14 protein-coding genes and 3 pseudogenes are annotated in these 16285 nt (G+C 70.1%); 5 read left to right on the top strand and 12 right to left on the bottom strand.

The window, feature by feature from the left end; all coding sequences use genetic code 11:
- Positions 1-68: 68 nt before the first annotated feature.
- Together ABT078_RS14485 and ABT078_RS14490 are read left to right on the top strand one after the other, a co-directional pair.
- Entirely contained in the window at positions 69-3587 is a 3519-nt protein-coding gene (locus tag ABT078_RS14485; protein WP_502981218.1) for a ThuA domain-containing protein, read from the top strand.
- Positions 3588-3600: 13 nt separating this feature from the next.
- Complete coding sequence (locus ABT078_RS14490) at positions 3601-4476, top strand: sugar phosphate isomerase/epimerase family protein (RefSeq protein ID WP_351227418.1); 876 nt, start codon at positions 3601-3603, stop codon at positions 4474-4476.
- On the opposite strand, the gene ABT078_RS14495 is transcribed toward ABT078_RS14490, so the two are convergent.
- The 7 genes and pseudogenes from ABT078_RS14495 to ABT078_RS14525 all read right to left on the bottom strand — a co-directional run bounded on the left by ABT078_RS14495 (position 4470) and on the right by ABT078_RS14525 (position 9318).
- On the bottom strand, positions 4470-5009 hold the full coding sequence (locus ABT078_RS14495; RefSeq protein ID WP_351227420.1) for a GNAT family N-acetyltransferase: 540 nt from the start codon (positions 5007-5009) through the stop codon (positions 4470-4472). The genes ABT078_RS14490 and ABT078_RS14495 overlap by 7 nt on opposite strands.
- Positions 5006-5596, bottom strand: a complete 591-nt coding sequence (locus tag ABT078_RS14500; protein WP_351227422.1) for a helix-turn-helix domain-containing protein — start codon at positions 5594-5596, stop codon at positions 5006-5008. Before ABT078_RS14500 ends, ABT078_RS14495 begins: the two co-directional genes overlap by 4 nt.
- A gap of 176 nt (positions 5597-5772) precedes the next feature.
- Positions 5773-5957, bottom strand: a pseudogene (locus ABT078_RS14505) (ATP-binding cassette domain-containing protein); the annotation flags it as partial.
- 123 nt (positions 5958-6080) lie between these two features.
- Positions 6081-6341, bottom strand: a pseudogene (locus ABT078_RS14510) (P-loop NTPase family protein); the annotation flags it as partial.
- A 62-nt stretch (positions 6342-6403) separates the two neighbouring features.
- Complete coding sequence (locus ABT078_RS14515) at positions 6404-7285, bottom strand: ABC transporter ATP-binding protein (protein ID WP_351227424.1); 882 nt, start codon at positions 7283-7285, stop codon at positions 6404-6406.
- Positions 7282-8301 carry an ABC transporter substrate-binding protein gene (locus ABT078_RS14520; protein WP_351227426.1) on the bottom strand — a complete coding sequence of 340 codons (1020 nt, stop codon included), beginning with the start codon at positions 8299-8301 and terminating at the stop codon, positions 7282-7284. The genes ABT078_RS14515 and ABT078_RS14520 overlap by 4 nt, the downstream gene beginning before the upstream one ends.
- A gap of 135 nt (positions 8302-8436) precedes the next feature.
- Positions 8437-9318 carry an ABC transporter permease gene (locus tag ABT078_RS14525; protein WP_351227428.1) on the bottom strand — a complete coding sequence of 294 codons (882 nt, stop codon included), beginning with the start codon at positions 9316-9318 and terminating at the stop codon, positions 8437-8439.
- Positions 9319-9564: 246 nt separating this feature from the next.
- Between ABT078_RS14525 and ABT078_RS14530 the strand changes: the two genes are divergently transcribed.
- The 3 genes from ABT078_RS14530 to ABT078_RS14540 all read left to right on the top strand — a co-directional run bounded on the left by ABT078_RS14530 (position 9565) and on the right by ABT078_RS14540 (position 13455).
- On the top strand, positions 9565-10620 hold the full coding sequence (locus ABT078_RS14530; RefSeq protein ID WP_351227460.1) for a LacI family DNA-binding transcriptional regulator: 1056 nt from the start codon (positions 9565-9567) through the stop codon (positions 10618-10620).
- The gene (locus ABT078_RS14535; RefSeq protein WP_351227430.1) at positions 10620-11786 is read left to right on the top strand and encodes a mandelate racemase/muconate lactonizing enzyme family protein; all 1167 of its coding nucleotides are present in this window, start codon (positions 10620-10622) and stop codon (positions 11784-11786) included. The genes ABT078_RS14530 and ABT078_RS14535 overlap by 1 nt, the downstream gene beginning before the upstream one ends.
- 472 nt (positions 11787-12258) lie before the next feature.
- A complete protein-coding gene (locus ABT078_RS14540; protein WP_351227432.1) occupies positions 12259-13455 on the top strand; it encodes an acyl-CoA dehydrogenase family protein in 1197 nt (398 codons plus the stop codon).
- 174 nt (positions 13456-13629) lie between these two features.
- On the opposite strand, the gene ABT078_RS14545 is transcribed toward ABT078_RS14540, so the two are convergent.
- The 5 genes and pseudogenes from ABT078_RS14545 to ABT078_RS14565 all read right to left on the bottom strand — a co-directional run.
- Positions 13630-14205 carry a GAF domain-containing protein gene (locus tag ABT078_RS14545; RefSeq protein ID WP_351227434.1) on the bottom strand — a complete coding sequence of 192 codons (576 nt, stop codon included), beginning with the start codon at positions 14203-14205 and terminating at the stop codon, positions 13630-13632.
- Positions 14202-14861, bottom strand: coding sequence for a GTP-binding protein (locus ABT078_RS14550; RefSeq protein ID WP_351227436.1), 660 nt, complete (start codon positions 14859-14861; stop codon positions 14202-14204). Before ABT078_RS14550 ends, ABT078_RS14545 begins: the two co-directional genes overlap by 4 nt.
- Positions 14839-15210 carry a DUF742 domain-containing protein gene (locus ABT078_RS14555; RefSeq protein WP_351227438.1) on the bottom strand — a complete coding sequence of 124 codons (372 nt, stop codon included), beginning with the start codon at positions 15208-15210 and terminating at the stop codon, positions 14839-14841. Before ABT078_RS14555 ends, ABT078_RS14550 begins: the two co-directional genes overlap by 23 nt.
- A gap of 2 nt (positions 15211-15212) precedes the next feature.
- Positions 15213-15647 carry a roadblock/LC7 domain-containing protein gene (locus tag ABT078_RS14560; protein WP_351227440.1) on the bottom strand — a complete coding sequence of 145 codons (435 nt, stop codon included), beginning with the start codon at positions 15645-15647 and terminating at the stop codon, positions 15213-15215.
- A 7-nt stretch (positions 15648-15654) separates the two neighbouring features.
- A pseudogene (locus tag ABT078_RS14565) lies at positions 15655-16285 on the bottom strand (hypothetical protein); the annotation flags it as partial.

Raw genomic sequence — 16285 nt, forward strand, 5'->3', positions numbered from 1 at the left:
CGCACTCCAGAAAGCGCTTTCCGTCATCTGACGACACCCGCAGCCGCCTCACCAGCACCGGGAGCGCCATGAGTAGTCGCAGAACCATGTCACCAGTCACCGCAGGCAAGGCACGCACGGCACACGCCGCACGCACGGCTCGCACCGCCATCACGGCCATCACGGCGTTACTGGCGCTGATCATCGGCCTCGGGGTGGCCACGGCCCCCCGCGCCGAAGCGGCGCCGTTCCGCGTTCTGGTCTTCTCGAAGGTCACGAACTTCTTCCACGACTCGATCCCGGCGGGGATCGACGCGATCAAGAAGCTCGGCAGCGAAAACGGTTTCGAGGTCGAGGCCACCGATGACGCGACGGCCTTCACCGACGCCAATCTCGCCCGCTTCCAGGCCATCGTCTTCAACAACACCAACTCCACCCCGGAAAAGGGCGATCTGCTCGACGCCGAGCAGCGAGCGGCCCTGCAGAAGTACATCCGCGCAGGCGGCGGATGGGTCGGTGTGCACGCCGCGTCGGCGAGCGAGCGCGACTGGCAGTGGTACGAGGGCCTCGTCGGAGCCATCTTCGACCAGCACCCCGCTGTCCAGACCGGCCGGATCAAGGTGCTCGACCAGAGCCACCCCTCCACCCGGGGGCTTCCGGAGCTCTGGGAGCGTACCGAGGAGTGGTACAACTGGCGCACCAATCCGACCGGCAAGGTCCACACCCTCGCCCAGATCAAGGTGCGCGACGGCATCACGGGCCTCGACGAGGGCGTCGACCACCCGTGGTCGTGGTGCCAGAACTACGACGGCGGCCGCTCCTGGTTCACCGCCGGCGGTCACGCCGCGTCGGCGTTCCAGGAAGAGGGCTTCCTGAAGCATCTGCTCGGCGGCATCCAGTGGGCCGCGGGCGACAAGCCAGGCGACTGCACCGCGACGAAGACCGGCGCCTTCCAGCGCACGCCCCTCGTCACCAGCGACCTCGCCGACCCCTTCGAGCTGGCCGTCGCACCCGACCGGCGTGTCTTCTTCATCCAGCGCACCGGCAAGCTGAAGGTCGTCGACCAGTCGACGCTGAAGGTCACGACCGCGCTGGACTTCGCCTACACCCCGGAGATGACCAGCCAGTCCGACGGACTGCTCGGGCTCACCCTCGATCCGGGCTTCGCGACCAACAACTGGCTCTATCTGCTGCATTCGGACAAGTCCGAGAACCAGCTCAACCTCTCCCGGTTCACGGTCACGGGCAACACGGTCGACCCCGCCTCCGAGAAGCGGCTGCTGACCATTCCCACCCTGCGCGGCGAAGGCCGGGCCAATTCCCATATGGCGGGCTCACTCGCCTTCGACAAGAGCGGCAATCTGTACGTCGCGACCGGCGACAACACCGATCCGTTCGCCTCCGACGGCTTCGCACCGATCGACGAACGCGAAGGGCGCAGGGCCTGGGACGCCCAGGGCACCTCGGGCAACACCAACGATCTGCGCGGCAAGATCCTGCGCATCACCCCGAAGGCCGACGGCACCTACACGGTCCCCGAAGGCAACCTCTTCGCGCCCGGCACGGACAGGACCCGCGCCGAGGTCTACGCGATGGGCATGCGCAATCCGTTCCGGATCACGACGGATCCGCTGAGCGGCGCGCTGCTCGTGGCCGACTACGGGCCCGACGCGCGCCAGGCCCAGCCGGAGCGTGGCCCCGAGGGCTCCGTCGAATACACCCGTGTCACCGAGGCGGGCAACTTCGGCTGGCCCTACTGCACCGGCAACAACACCCCGTTCATCGACTACGACTTCGCGACGAGGACATCGGGCCCGGCCTTCGACTGCGCGAAGCCGGTCAACGACTCGCCCAACAACACCGGCCTGCGGGATCTGCCGCCGGCCCAGCCCGCCACGGTCTGGTACGCGTACTCCGCTTCCGCCGAATTCCCGGAGCTCGGCACCGGGGGCGGCGGCCCCATGAGCGGCCCGGTCTACGACTACGACCCGGCGAACACGTACCGCACGAAGTTCCCCGAGTACTTCGAGGGGAAGTGGCTGAACTACGAGCTCACGCGCAAGTGGTTCAAGTCCTTCTCGATCCAGCAGAAGGACCAGACGTTCACCGACCCCCGGTTCGCGCCGGCCAAGACGGGCGACCTGCAGTCCATCAACGCGGTGTTCGGTGACATGTCATGGAACCAGCCCTTCGACGCGGACTTCGGCCCGGACGGCGCGCTGTACGTGATCGACTTCGGGCTCGGCAGCGGCACGGGCCGCGGCGGCAGCAACGAGGGCTCGGGCATCTACCGCATCGACTACGTCGCCGACGGCAGGCTCCCCGACGCCAAGGCCACGGCGAGTCCGGACAACGGCCCCGGACCTCTCACCGTGAAGTTCTCCAGCGCGGGCTCCGGGCTGCCGGACGGGAAGCCGGTCACGTACGCCTGGGACTTCGACGGCAACGGGACGACGGACTCGACCGAGGCCGACCCGACGCACACCTACCGGACGAACGGGCGCTACACGGCCCGGCTCACGGTGACAGGACCGCAGCAGCTCACCGCGCTCGCCGTCCAGGACATCACCGTGGGCAACTCCCGGCCCGAGGTCACCATCCAGCAGCCTCCGAACGGCGGCATGTTCAGCTTCGGCGACACCATCCCCTTCACCGTGCGGGTGAAGGACCGGGAGGACGGCCGGCACAGCCCGATCGACTGCTCGCGCGTCGTCGTCCAGTCGCAGCTCGGCCACGACTCCCATCTGCATCCGCTCGACAACTACACCGGCTGCGCGGGAGAGATCGTGACCGACGCCGGCGACAGCCACGGCCCGGGACAGAATCTGTACTACGGCATCAGCGCGCAGTACGAGGACAAGGGTGGCCCGGGTGGTGTGCCCGCGCTGACCGGCTCGGCGTCGCTGACGCTGCGTCCGGCGTACCGCGAGGCGGAGCACTTCACCACGACAGGAGGTGCGCAGGGCGGCGCCGTCGTGGCGAGCCGGGCCGACGCCTCGGGCGGCAAACGGCTCACCGAGATCGAGAACGGTGACTGGATCATGCTCGATCCGGTACACCTCAAGGGCATCGACTCGGTGACGGTCGGGGCGGCGTCGGCCGGGCTCGGCGGGACGGTCGACTTCCGTGCCGACTCCCCCACCGGTCCGCTGCTCGGACGGGTCACCGTCCCCGACACAGGCGACTGGGGCAACGTCGTCTCCCCCACCACGACGCTCAAGGACCCCGGGCGCACCGTGAAGCTGTACGCGGTGTTCACGAACCCCGCGTGGTCGGCGGAGAAACCCGATCTGTTCGCCGTCGACTGGCTGCACTTCAACGGGCGGGGCGTCGAGAAGCGCCCCGGGACCAAGGTCGCGCTCACCGCGACGCCCGGGACAGGCGCAGCGCCCCTCACCGTGGCGCTCGCCTCGACGGTGAAGCCGGTGTCCGGGCGCACGATCGCCGCGTACCACTGGGACTTCGGCGACAACAGCAAGGCCACGGCCCCCGAGGGGCCCGGGGCGACGCACACGTACGCCAGGCCGGGTGCGTACACGGCGCATCTGACCGTCACGGACGACAAGGGCGACACGACGACCGGCGCCGTCCGGATCACGGTGAGCTGAGAGGAGAGGTCTCATGCATTCCACACGAAGAGGGTTCCTCGGGACGGCGCTCGGTGTCGCCGCGGCGGCGGGGCTGGGCACCCCGGCGGCCGCACAGGCGGCCGGGACGGACGGGAACGGCTGTGGACGGCGGCGTCGCATTCCGCCGTCCGGCATCGGCATGCACCTGTACACGATGCGCACGTCCCTGGCCCAGGACTTCGGGGGCACGCTCGCCCGACTCGCCGGGATGGGGTACGCGACCGTCGGCGTGAGCGGCCGTCACGGACACAGTGCCGCGGCAATCCGGCAGATGCTCGACCAGACCCGTCTCAAGGCGGTCCTGGAGCATGTCGCGTACACCACGGTGACCGGCAGCGGTCTGCCGCAGGCGCTCGACGACATCCACACGCTCGGCGCCCGCTGGATCGTGGTTCCGAGCCTGCCCGGTGCGATGCACACGCCGGCCGGATTCCGGGAGGCGGCACGCGAGTTCAACAAGGCGGGCCGGGCCGCTCGGGAGGCCGGGCTCGGACCGCTGCTCTTCCACAACCACGGCGCCGACCACGCCGTCGTGGAGGGCGAGAACCTGTACGAGATCCTTCTCGAGGAGACCGATCCCGAGCTGGTCCGCTTCGAGCTGGACGTGTACTGGGCGGCCAAGGGCGGGGCGGATCCGCGCACCCTGTTCGTACGCCATCGGCGCCGTTTCCCGGCGCTGCACGTCAAGGACATGGCCCCGGACGGCGGTTTCGCCGATGTGGGCTCGGGTGTCCTGGACTTCGCCGCGATGTTCGACACAGCGAGCAGCGGCGGCGTGCGGCAGTGGCTCGTCGAGCACGACTCACCGGCGGATCCGTTCGCGACCGCGCAGAACAGCTACACGTACCTGTCGCGGCTGCGCTACTGACCCAGCGGCGCCAGACTCTTGTAGTACACCGTGGTCGGATGCAGCCGGCCGGCCGGGTCGGCGGCGTAGTCGGGGATCATCCCGGCCGCCGTCCACCCGGCCGAACGGTAGAGGGCCTCGGCCGGGCTGCCGCTCTCGGTGTCCAGATGCAGCAGGGTGGCTCCGGCGGCCGCCGCCGCGCCTTCCGCCGTGGCGAGGAGCGCACGGCCGAGGCCGCGGCCGCGGGCGTCGCGGTGGACGAGGAGTTTGGCGATCTCGGCGCGGTGTCGTCCGTTGGGGTACGTGGCGAATCCGAGGCTGATGGTGCCGGTGATGCGGCCACCACCCGTACGGGCCGTCCAGAGGGCTCGGCTTCCGTCCGCGATCGCGGCTGTGTGCGTACGCCACCAGGCCTCGGCGGCGGCGCGCTCGAGCGGCGCGAGGAAGCCCACCGATGCACCGCCGTCGACGGCGTCGACGAGGAGGTCCGCCAACCGCGGTGCAAGCGCGTCGAGTTCGTCGGCGTGGACACGAGCCACGGTCTCCTGGGTCATGGCAGCACCACCACCACGGCATAGCGGACGGGCTCCGGGCCGGGGCAGCGAAAGCGCGTCGGCCCCCACAACCGGAAGCGCAGGCAGTCGCCCTTCTGCAGTACGTGGGACTCGTCGCCGACGGTGATCCCGAGCGTGCCTTCCAGCACCCAGACGTGCTGCTCCATACCGGGCACCGGGGGCCGTTCGTACGCGAGGTCCGCGCCCGCGGCGAGGCGCCCTTCGACGATCTCGGCACGCAGGCCGGCCTGCGGCGGGGACACGGAGCGGCGGACGAACCCGGCGTCGGGGTCCGTCCAGACCGTCTGGCTGTCGGCGCGCACGACCTGGGCGGGCTCCGCCTCCACCTCGCTGAGCAGCTGGGACATGGTCCGGCCGTGGACCGCGCACAGTTTGCCGAGCAGGGAGGTGGTGGGACTGATCTCCCCGCGCTCGGCACGGGACAGCGTCGACCGGCTGATGTCGCTGCGCTGCGCGAGCTCGTCCAGGGACCAGCCGCGCTCGGCCCTCAGCTCGGCGAGCCGTGCGGCCAGCCGTACGTCGACGGGGTCACGGTGCCCATCCCTGCCCTCACCATCGCCTCTCATATTCGGCACTCTATCCCATATCTGGGAATGAGCCCCGCGAGGGCCAGAAGGGTCGATCCTCTGGACACCAAGATCCGCGCAAGCAAGGCCCCTGATGCGCGGCGGACACTCCCCGCTGTGCTGGGCCTCGACCTGGCCGGTGGCGTCGAGCAGGTCGGAACCGACTTGAACGCCACGACGGTCCCTGCGTCGGCCTCGTCGACTCCGGCGAGCAACCGCAGCAGGGTGGATTTCCCGGCACCGTTCTCACCGACCAGTCCGACCCGGTGCCCGGGGCAGCAGTGAGCGAGACGCTGTCGAGGACGCGCCGCGTCCCGAGCGTGCGGGCGAGATCGTGGGCGAGCAGGGCTGTTTCCGGCACGTACATCACCACGGCATGGGTTCTCCGCCCGCCGGGGCGTTGCCCGGCGGGAGGGAGGAGCGGGCGGACGTGGCGCTGCGAGGAGCTGCGAGGAAACGGCTCGATGCGGGTCCCGTTCGGGCGTCAGTGCCTTTCGGGCCCGCTCGTCTCCGGCAGCCGGCCTTCGGAGAGCCGCAACCAGCGGTCCACCTTGATCTCGGTGAGGAACCGCTCGTCATGGCTGACCACCACGAACGCGCCCTCGTACGCGTTCAGCGCGGCCTCCAACCGACCCACACTGACCAGGTCGAGGTTGTTCGTCGGCTCGTCGAGCAGCAGCAACTGGGGCGCGGGCTCGGAGCTGAGCACGCAGGCCAGGGTCGCCCGCAGCCGCTCGCCGGCCTGTCCAAGAGGTTGGCCCTGGCCGCTGCTGCCCGGGTATCGGGGAAGTCCGGTGGCCGAGACTCTCAGTCATGCGCCGATGCGGCCCCCAGCAGATCTCTGATGTGCCCGGTGGCCTCGCGGAACTCGGACCTGCCCAGAGTTTCCGTGTAGTCCCGCTCGGCGGGCAGCCCGACGTCGATGATCTCGGTGATGGTGCCGGGCCGCGGGCTCATCACCACGACCCGGTCGGCCAGATAGACCGCCTCCGAGATGGAGTGGGTCACCAGCAGCACGGTGGTGCCCGTCTCCCGCCAGATCCGGTTGAGCTCCATGTTCATCTGCTCACGCGTGAGCGCGTCCAGCGCGCCGAACGGCTCGTCCATCAGCAGGACAGGCGGTTCGTGGAGCAGCGCCCTGCAGAGCGCGACGCGCTGCTGCATGCCGCCGGACAGCTCGTGCGGGTAGGCGTCCTCGAAGCCGCCGAGCCCGGTCATCGCGATGAGTTCGTCCGCACGGGCGTGGGCCCGGTCGCCCGGCATCCGGCGCATCTCGGCCTGGATGAGGATGTTGCGCCGGGCCGAGCGCCACTCGAGGAGCGCGGCGCGCTGGAAGACGTAACCGATGTCGTGGCGCGGTCCGTTCACCGCCTCGCCGTTCAGCCGGACCTGTCCCGCCGACGGCTTCAGCAGTCCCGCCACCAGCTTGAGCAGGGTCGACTTGCCGCATCCGGACGGTCCGACGATCGCGACGAACTCGCCCGCCGCGACGTCGAGGGACACCTTGTGCAGCGCGGTGACGTCGCGGTGCTTGGTACGGAAGCGGACGGCGACATCCTCCAGGGCGACCGTCGCCGTGCCGGCACCGGCACCGGCTGCCGCGCCGGTGCCGCCCGCCGTGTCTGCCGGGCCCCTCGTGTCCTGCGCGCCCTGCTCCTTGCGCAGGGTCGTGTCCCTGGTCATCGTCATCCCTTCAGGGCGGTGGCGGTGTCCCAGTACTCCGACACGGCCTTGGGGCTCTTGACCATTCCGGCCTGGGCGAAGACGTCGATGGTCTGCTGCCAGTCCGCCTCGGTGTTCACGCCCGGCGCCTTGCCCTGGGTGGCCGAGGTGCGCAGCAGTGTCACGGTCGTCCTGAACTGCTCGGCGAGGACCTCCTTCGGCGGCAGCTGCTCCGACGCGCCCTCCATCGCGGCGACGGCCGGGTCCGGTGCCTTCTCCGCGGCCGCCCAGGCCTCGCTGACCGCCTGGACCATGCGCTTGGCGACGTCGGCGCGTCCCGTGAGGGTCTTCTGGCCGGCGATCAGACCGTTGGAGTAGAAGTTGAGGCCGTGCTCCGAGAAGCGGAGGTAGGACACGGTCTTCTTGGCCTTGTTCTGCATGGTGGGGCCCTGGTCGCTCGCGTAGCCGAGCAGCCCGTCCGTCTTGCCGGAGATCACCGCGGCGATCTTGCCCGCGGGGTCGGTGTTCTGGACCTTGACGTCGGACTCGCTCAGTCCGTTCTTCTCGAGGAAGATCGGGAAGGTCTTGGACAGTGCGTCACCCGCCGTTCCGGCGATGGTCTTCCCCTTGAGGTCGGCGGGGGACTTGATGCCCGCGGACTCGAAGAACTGCACCGACGAGGGTGTGGTCTGCAGGAACACCCCGAGGCTCTTGACCTTGACACCCTGGTCGATGCCGGCGAGGACGGCAGGGGTGTCGGCCCAGCCGAAGTCGGTCTGCCCGGCGCCGGTCGCCTGCACGGTCTTCTGCGAACCCTGCCCGGCATTGATCGTCAGGTCGATGCCGTGCTTCTCGAAGATCTTCTGTTGCTTGCCGTAGTAGAACGGCGCGTGTTCGCCGTACGGATACCAGTTGAGCGTCAGGGTCACCTTGTCGAGCTTCTTGCCGGAGTCGCTGGTGGTGGTCCCCGCGTCGCCCTCCCCGCAGGCCGTGGCGACCAGGAGCAGCGGTACGAGGCCGATCAGGAGTCTGCGCGCAGTCATGGCTGGCCCTCTCGGAACGGGTCACGTCTGGATGGTGGTCGTGGCGCGGTCGTGGTCGTGGCGCGGTCGGTGGGTTGGATGGTCGCCGCCGTCTGGTCACCGTGGCCGGTGGCGGTCACCGGGTGGTGGCCGTGGTCAGTACGTGGTGGTCACGTCGGTTCCGCGGCGGCTGGCGTGCCACGGGAGCAGCAGCTTCTCGGCGATCTCCACGAGGACGAAGAGCACGACGCCGATCAGCGACATGATGAGAAGCCCGGCGAAGAGCATCGGGGTGTCGAGGTTGCCGTTGGCCTGGAGGATCACATAGCCGAGCCCCTCGTTCGCCCCGACGAACTCACCGACGACGGCGCCCGTCACGGCGAGCGTGACGGCGACCTTGAGACCGGCGAAAAGATGCGGCAACGACGCCGGGAAGCGGATCTTGGCGAAGGTCTGCCACGGCCGGGCCCCCATGGTGGCCGAGAGCTGCAGCATCTCGGGGTCGACCGCCTTGAGTCCGGTGACCATCGAGATGACCACGGGGAAGAAGGCGATCAGCACGGCGATCAGGATCTTCGGCGCGATGCCGAAGCCCAGCCAGACGACGAAGAGCGGCGCGATCGCGATCTTCGGTACGACCTGGGCGAAGAGAAGGATCGGATAGAGCGTCTTCTCGACGGTCGACGAGTAGACCATCACCACGGCCGCGAGCACTCCGACGGCGACGGCGATGACGAAGCCGATGAGTGTCTCGTACGTGGTCACCCAGCTGTGGTGCCAGATGTAGTCGGTCTTCTCCAGCAGCACGTCCAGGGTCGCGCCGGGCGACGGGACGAGATACGGCTCCACCAGCTCGGCGGCGGCGATCACCCACCAGGCGGCGAAGCACGCCAGCAGCAGCGCGAAGGGCCGCCAGCCCTTCTCGAGGGCGCGGGCGAGCCTCTCCCCCGTCCCCGGGCTGTTCCGCCGGGCAACCCCCTCCGCCTCTGCGGCGGGGGCCGGTATGACGCTCTGGCTCACGATGAACTCCTCGGGCATCCGGGGCGGTTGCGAAGAGCGGCCGTTCGGATCCTGCGATCGATGTCTTCCGAACAAGCGCTTTCAGAAAGCGCTTTCTGCTAAGGTGTCGCCACGCTAATGACTGCCTGCACGCACGGTCAATAGGTCGTCCCGAACTTTCCGGGGGTCAGGTTGAGTGAACGCCAAGCTCAGGCACCAGCCCAGGCACCAACCCGTACACCGGCGCAAGCCAGGACGCGCCCACCGGCGGAGCCCCACGTCACGCTGGACACCGTCGCCCGCAGAGCGGGCGTCTCCCTCGCGACGGCGTCGAGAGCGCTCAACGGCACGACCCGGGTCCGGGAGGAACTGCGCCAGCGCGTACGCGCGGCGGCCGACATGCTGGGCTACATCCCCAACGCCCATGCCCAGGCGCTCGCCAGCGCCTCGAACAACACCGTCGGTGTCGTCTGCCATGACGTCGGCGACCCGTACTTCTCCGCCATCGCGGCCGGAGTCATGCGCGCCGCGGCGGAGTCGGACCTCCTCGTCATGCTGGCGAGCACCTTCCGCGAGCCGGAGCGCGAGATCGCGTACGTCTCCATGCTGCGCGCCCAGCGCGCCCGGGCCATCCTCCTCATCGGCTCCGGTTTCCAGGACCGCGTCTGGGAGCGGGCGTTGGCCGCCGAGCTCGATCCGTACGTACGGGCCGGCGGGCGCGTCGCGGTCGTCAGCCGTCACCGCAGCCTGCGGGCGGACGCCGTCCTGCCGGAGAACCGCGCCGGGGCCGCGGCGCTCGCCCGGTCGCTGCTCGCCCTCGGGCACCGGGAGTTCGCCGTGCTCAGCGGGCCACCGGAACTCACCACCGTCTCCGACCGGCTGGCGGGTTTTCGTGCGGGGCTCACGGAGGGCGGTGGGATCCTGCGGCCGGAGTCCGTCGTGCGCGGCGCCTTCACCCGTGATGGCGGTCATGCGGCAGCACGCGAGCTGCTGGCCCGAGTCCGCGCGGGCGCCGACCGCCCGACCTGCGTCTTCGCCGTCACCGATGTGATGGCGGTCGGGGCGCTGGCGGCCTTCGGGGAAGCGGGCGTGCGGGTGCCACAGGACATCTCCCTCGCCGGTTTCGACGACATCCCTCTCGTACGGGAGCTGACTCCGCCGCTCAGCACGGTCGCCCTGCCGCTCAGCGCGATGGGCAGGGAGGTCATGGCCCTCGCCCTGCGCGAGGCGCCCGGCCGGCGCTCGCGCGTGCTGCGGGTCGGCGGCGAGGTCGTCCTGCGCGCCAGCACCGCTCCACCCGCTCGTTCATCCGCCGACCTGCCCGCCGAGAGGACCCGTTGATGAAGAGGGACCCGTTGTTGACCATCGACCGCGTCGAGACCTTCGCGGTCGCCCTGCCCACCCGCCGCTCCTTCGGCGTCTCGGGCGGCGCGGTCGCCGTCGCGGGGCGGCCGTCGATCCGGATCCTGGTGAAGGTGAGCAGTGCCGACGGGGCGTACGGCTGGGGCGAGGCGACCCCGATCCCCGCGTGGACGTACGAGACCGCCGAGTCCATCGTCACGACCGTCGACCGCTATCTCGCCCCGGCGATCACCGGGCGCCCCGCGTGGAATCTGGACGCGGTGGACGCGGCCTTCGAGCGGGCGGTCAACCGAGGTCTGTCGATCGGCGCCCCGCTCGCCAAGAGCGCGGTGGACGTCGCCATCCACGATCTGCTGGGACGGGCCGCCGGCGTGTCCCTGGGCGTGATGTGGGGCCAACGGCGCACGGACACGGTCGAGCTGGGGTGGATCGTCTCCGGCCAGTCGCCGGCCGAGGTGGGCGACAGCGTCTCGGAGGGCGCGGAGGCGGGCTACCGCGCCTTCAAGGTGAAGATCGGGCTGCACGACGAGGCGACCGACGCGGCGGTGGTGGCGGCGGTACGCGAGCACGCCCCCGCCGCGCCGCTCTGGGTCGACGCCAACCAGGCGTACACGGTGGACGCGGCGCTGCGGATGGCCCGCCGCCTCGAGCCGTACGGGCTCACCGCATTCGAGCAGCCCTTGCCCGCCAATGACCTCGCGGGCCTGCGGCGGCTGCGCGAGCACTCGCCGGTGCCGGTGGCGCTCGACGAGAGCCTTCGGCATCCGACCGATCTCGCGACGTTCGTCAGGCTGGAGGCCGTGGACGTGGCCATCGCCAAGGTGCAGCGCAGTGGCGGACTGACGCTGTCGCGGCGCCTGTGCGCACTGGCGGAGGACTGCGGGGTGCGGCTGATGGGGTCGGGGCTGACCGACTCCGACCTGGGGCTCGCGGCGTCGCTGCATCTCTTCGCCGCGTACGGCATCGGGGTCGGCACCCCGGTCGACCTCAACGGCCGTCAGTTCATCGACTCGCCGTACGCCGTGGAGACGGTACGGGTGGAGAAGGGCGTGGCGCACGTGCCGGACGCGCCGGGTCTCGGGGTGGAGGTGGACGAGTCGGTCGTGCGGCGGCTCGCCGTCGACGTGCTGGAGCGGAGGGCCTGAAGGGCGGCGACCCCGCGTGCGGTGGGGCGTGCCCACGGCGCGGTGGCGCCCGGGGAACCGGAAACGCGCCGCATGGCGCAACCGTGCGCCGGTACGGTGAGAACCGGGTCCCAAGGGGCTGTGCGATGGACGCGTTGTCCTGCACTGCCCCTCACCGGCCCGCCGGCGGCATCCGATCCGGCGGCTGTCCCTGAGTGCCATATGCCCACGAAACCTTCGCCATTGCCATGTGGCAGAAAGTTGCCTGCAGGGAATGCCGTACGGATAGGACCGGACAGGCCACTACCACCCAGAACACGGTCTCAATCAAACGTCAACCGACCGAGTTTCGGACAAAACTACTAAACGATCTTGAATCACCTGGAATCGATCAACACCATGAGGTGGTCGGCCCGTACGGGACGGGACCACGCCGATGCACCACCTGCTCGAACATACGCGCGAGCAGGCGTTTCGCAGAGGAGGGCTCGTGATGGACGGGTATTTCGCCAGTCGACTGCATCATCAGCTCCGGGCCCAGGTCCGGCACTTCGCGGAGAGTGAGGTCCGTCCGCGGGTTCCCGCCATGGAGGCGGCCCGCACGGTCCACCGCGAGCTGTCCCGGCTCATTGCCCGGCAGGGCTGGCTCGGAGCGACCATCAGCAAGGCGCACGGCGGGATGGGTGCCGGCCATCTCGCCAAGACCATCATCATCGAGGAACTGTCCCGCGTCAGCGGCGCCATGGGGGCGATGGTTCAGGCCTCCCAGCTGGGCGTTGCGAAAATCGTCCACTTCGGCAGCGAGGAGCAGAAGAAGTCCTGGCTTCCGGCGATCGCCGCCGGCGACTGTCTCCCCACGATCGCGGTCACCGAAGCCGAATCGGGCGGACATGTGCTGGGCATGAGCGCCACAGCGGTACGCGACGGCGACGACTACATCATCAACGGCCGAAAAGTGTACGTCGGAAACAGCCATGTGGGCGATCTGCACGGGGTCGTGGTCCGCACCGGACCGGGCTCCGGCGGCCTCACCGCGTTCCTCGTCGAGTCCGACCGCCCGGGCTTCCGCGTCGGCGAACAGAAACCGACGATGGGGCTGCACGGGTTCAGCTTCGGCGAGCTGCTCTTCGACAACTGCCGGGTGCCGGTGGACAACCGGCTCGGCGAGGAGGGCGAGGGCCTGGCCGTGGCCTACTCCTCCAGCGTCCTGTACGGACGGGCCAATCTCACCGCCGTCTCGCTCGGCCTCCACCAGGCGATCCTGGAGGAGACCACCAGGTTCTGCACCGAACGCCGGCGCTACGGAAAACCGCTGCAGGAACTCCCCTCCATCAAGCTGAAGCTGGGGCAGCTGCAGTCACGGCTGATGACGGCACGGCTCACCGCGTACCACGCGGTGCATCTGCTGGACCAAGGTCTGGCCTGTGACGCCGAGTTGATGAACGCGAAGCTGGTCAACGTCGAATCCACGCTCGACTCGGCGCGGAACGCGATGGAGATCCATGCGGCGTCCGGCCTCTTCACCGACCGCCCCGTCGAGCGCTATCTGCGAGACGCGCACCACATATTCGCGCCCGCCGGCACTTCCGACATCCAGTTGCTCCGGCTGGCCGAGGTGGCCCTGGGCACCGCCAAGGGCGAGTGGTCGGAGCGGCTCGCGGAGGTGGCCCGGCTGGAGCCCGCGCTCTGACGGGCCCGCACGAAGGCGCGTCCGCAGGTGCCGGCGCCAATACGTGCACCGGTGCATACGAGGGTGCGTATGCGAAGACCGCCGAACACCGTGACATGTGACGCCCCCGGGAGCTCGGCTTGAGTTCCCGGGGGCGTCACATGGTCCCCGGCATCAAGGCCAGGGGTGCCGTCCTCACAGTCCCCCGTCCTCGCGGCGGTGGATCTGCTCGACCAGCTCGGCCGCGAGCGACTTGATCGTCTCCAGACCCGCCCGGCCCCAGGGACGTGGCTCGGTGTCCACCACGCAGATGGTGCCCAGCGCGATGCCGGTACGGTCGATCAGCGGCGCCCCGAGATACGAGCGGATGCCGATCTCGTCGACGACGGGGTTCCCGGCGAACCGCGGATAGTCGCAGACGTCCTCCAGCACGAGCGCCTTGCGCCGCACCACGACGTGCGGGCAGTAGCCGTGGTCGCGGGCCATGAAGCGGCTCACGTCCCCGCCCGTCGCGGCTGCCGCGGCGTCGAGATCGCTGCCCGAGTGGGTGCCCGCGGGAGTGTGCAGCCCGGCGAAGAACTGCCGGTTCTCGTCTATGAAGTTGACCATCGAGTACGGTGCCCGCGTCACCTCCGCGAGCTTGTGGGCGAACTCGTCGAAGGCCGGGTCGGGCCGCTCCCCCAGACCCAGCTGGCGCAGTCGCTGCACCCGCATGGGCGCCTCACGGTCGACGGGGGTCAGCAGCAGATGACCGGTCGGGTCGTACGTCATGAGTGTGCTCCGTAGCTCGGCGCCGGTGCCGGCGCCGGAGTGGTGGACAGCAGATGCTGGACAAGGGTGACCAGAGTCCTGATCCCGGAGCTGGCGATCCGGGCGTCGCACAGCACGACCGGCACCTCCGGATTGAGGTCGATGGCGGCCCGCACCTCCTCCGGCTCGTAGCGGTAGGCGCCGTCGAACTCGTTGACGGCGACGACGAATCCGATGCCGCGCCGCTCGAAGAAGTCGACCGCGGAGAAGCACTCCTCCAGGCGGCGGGTGTCGGCCAGGACGACCGCGCCGAGCGCGCCCTCGGAGAGCTCGTCCCACATGAACCAGAAGCGCTCCTGGCCGGGCGTGCCGAAGAGGTACAGCACATGGCGGTCGTCGAGGGTGATGCGGCCGAAGTCCATGGCGACCGTCGTGGTCGTCTTGGACTCGACACCCTCCAGGCTGTCCGTCGCCACACTGACCGTCGTCAGCAGTTCTTCCGTGCTCAGCGGCTCGATCTCGCTGACCGCGCCGACGAACGTGGTCTTGCCCACCCCGAAACCGCCCGCGATGAGGATCTTCAGCGCGGTGGGAAAGAGGGCGGCTTCGAAGCGGCCCGGGTCGTCTTGGGTGCCGAAGCGGTCGTCGCGGGCTTCAGAGCCGTCGTCGTAGGCCATCGAGCACTGCCTCCAGCAAAGAACGGTCGGTAGGGGACTCCTGGAAGCGGGGCGCCCGTGCGGTGACCGCCCCGCAGTCCACGAGATCGGAGAGGAGAACCTTGGTGACGACCGCCGGGAGCCGTAAGTGCGCCGCGATCTCGGCCACCGAGGTCGGTCCGTCGCACAGGCCGAGGGCCATCGCGTGCTCCGGCCCCAGATGCGCCTGCGGGTCGGTACCGGTCGCCATCACCAGTGAGAGCAGATCGAGTGTGGCTGTCGGACGGGTGCGGCCGCCGCTGACCGTGTAGGGACGGATGAGGCGGCCGGCCGCGTCGTCGAGCCAGGGCCCGTCCTGCGGGGCCGGCACGATCACTGCCCCGTGGCGCTCGGCGCCCCGGCCGGCTGTCTGGCCGGAGTGATCAGGTAGGGCCGTACGCTCTTGACCAGCATCGCCATCTCGTAGCCGAGGACCGCGGCATCCGCCTCGCGTCCGGCGAGCACGGCGAGACAGGTACCGGAGCCCGCGGTGGAGACGAAGAGCAGCGTGGAGTCGAGTTCGACCACCACCTGGCGGACCTCTCCGCCGTCGCCGAAGCGGGCACCGGCGCTGCGGCCCAGGGAGTACAGCCCCGAGGCGAGCGCGGCCATGTGGTCGGCGCTGTCGGCGTCGAGGCCGTGCACGGACTTCACCAGGCCGTCGGAGGAGAGCAGAACCGCGCTGCGGGTGTAAGGCACCCGCTGGACCAGGCCGGTGAGCAACCAGTCGAGATCCGAGGAATGGCCGGACGGCACATCGCTCGCCATGGTGCATCTACTCCTTGTGGGTTTCGCCCTGTTGAAGCGGTTCATGGGAAGTGACCGGGTTCTGGGACTCGGCGAGGCCGATGCCGCGCTGGAAGGCCGCCATCAGACCGGGGTCGTGGATCTCTGGCTCCTCGGCCTTGCGGGGTGCGGGATCGTTGCGCAGTTGGGGTACGAGGTGCTCCTGGGCGCGACGTCTGGGGAGGGTGGGACGGCCCATGGTGCCACGGACCACCGGTGATTCGGCGGGGTTCTGCGGCAGTTGGGCCCCGCTCTGCGGGGTGGTGCGGCTGACGCCGGGTGCGGCGGTGGACGGGTTGGGGCGTTCGGTGTGCTCGCCCCGCACGGGGAGCGGACCGTGGCCGTTGCCGGTCCCGTCGCCCTGACCGTTCCCGTTCCCCTGCCCGACGCCGTGCCCGTCCGCCGTCGGCGGGGGCGAGGGCGGTGGCTGGTGCGGGATCCCGGGCCCGGTGGTGACGTACGTCAGCGAACGCTGCGAGCCCGTGTGTGTCACGTCTCCCGCCGAGCGTGGCGCGGTGGCCGGAGGGGGCGCCACGGCCCGTGCGGGGGCGGCGGTGGGGGCGGGGGCGGGCGCCGCGACGGCGGCCTGCGGCACGAGCTGCGCCGCGGCGATCGGGCAG

The organism is Streptomyces sp. NPDC002133 (assembly GCF_040296405.1).
Lineage (GTDB): Bacteria > Actinomycetota > Actinomycetes > Streptomycetales > Streptomycetaceae > Streptomyces.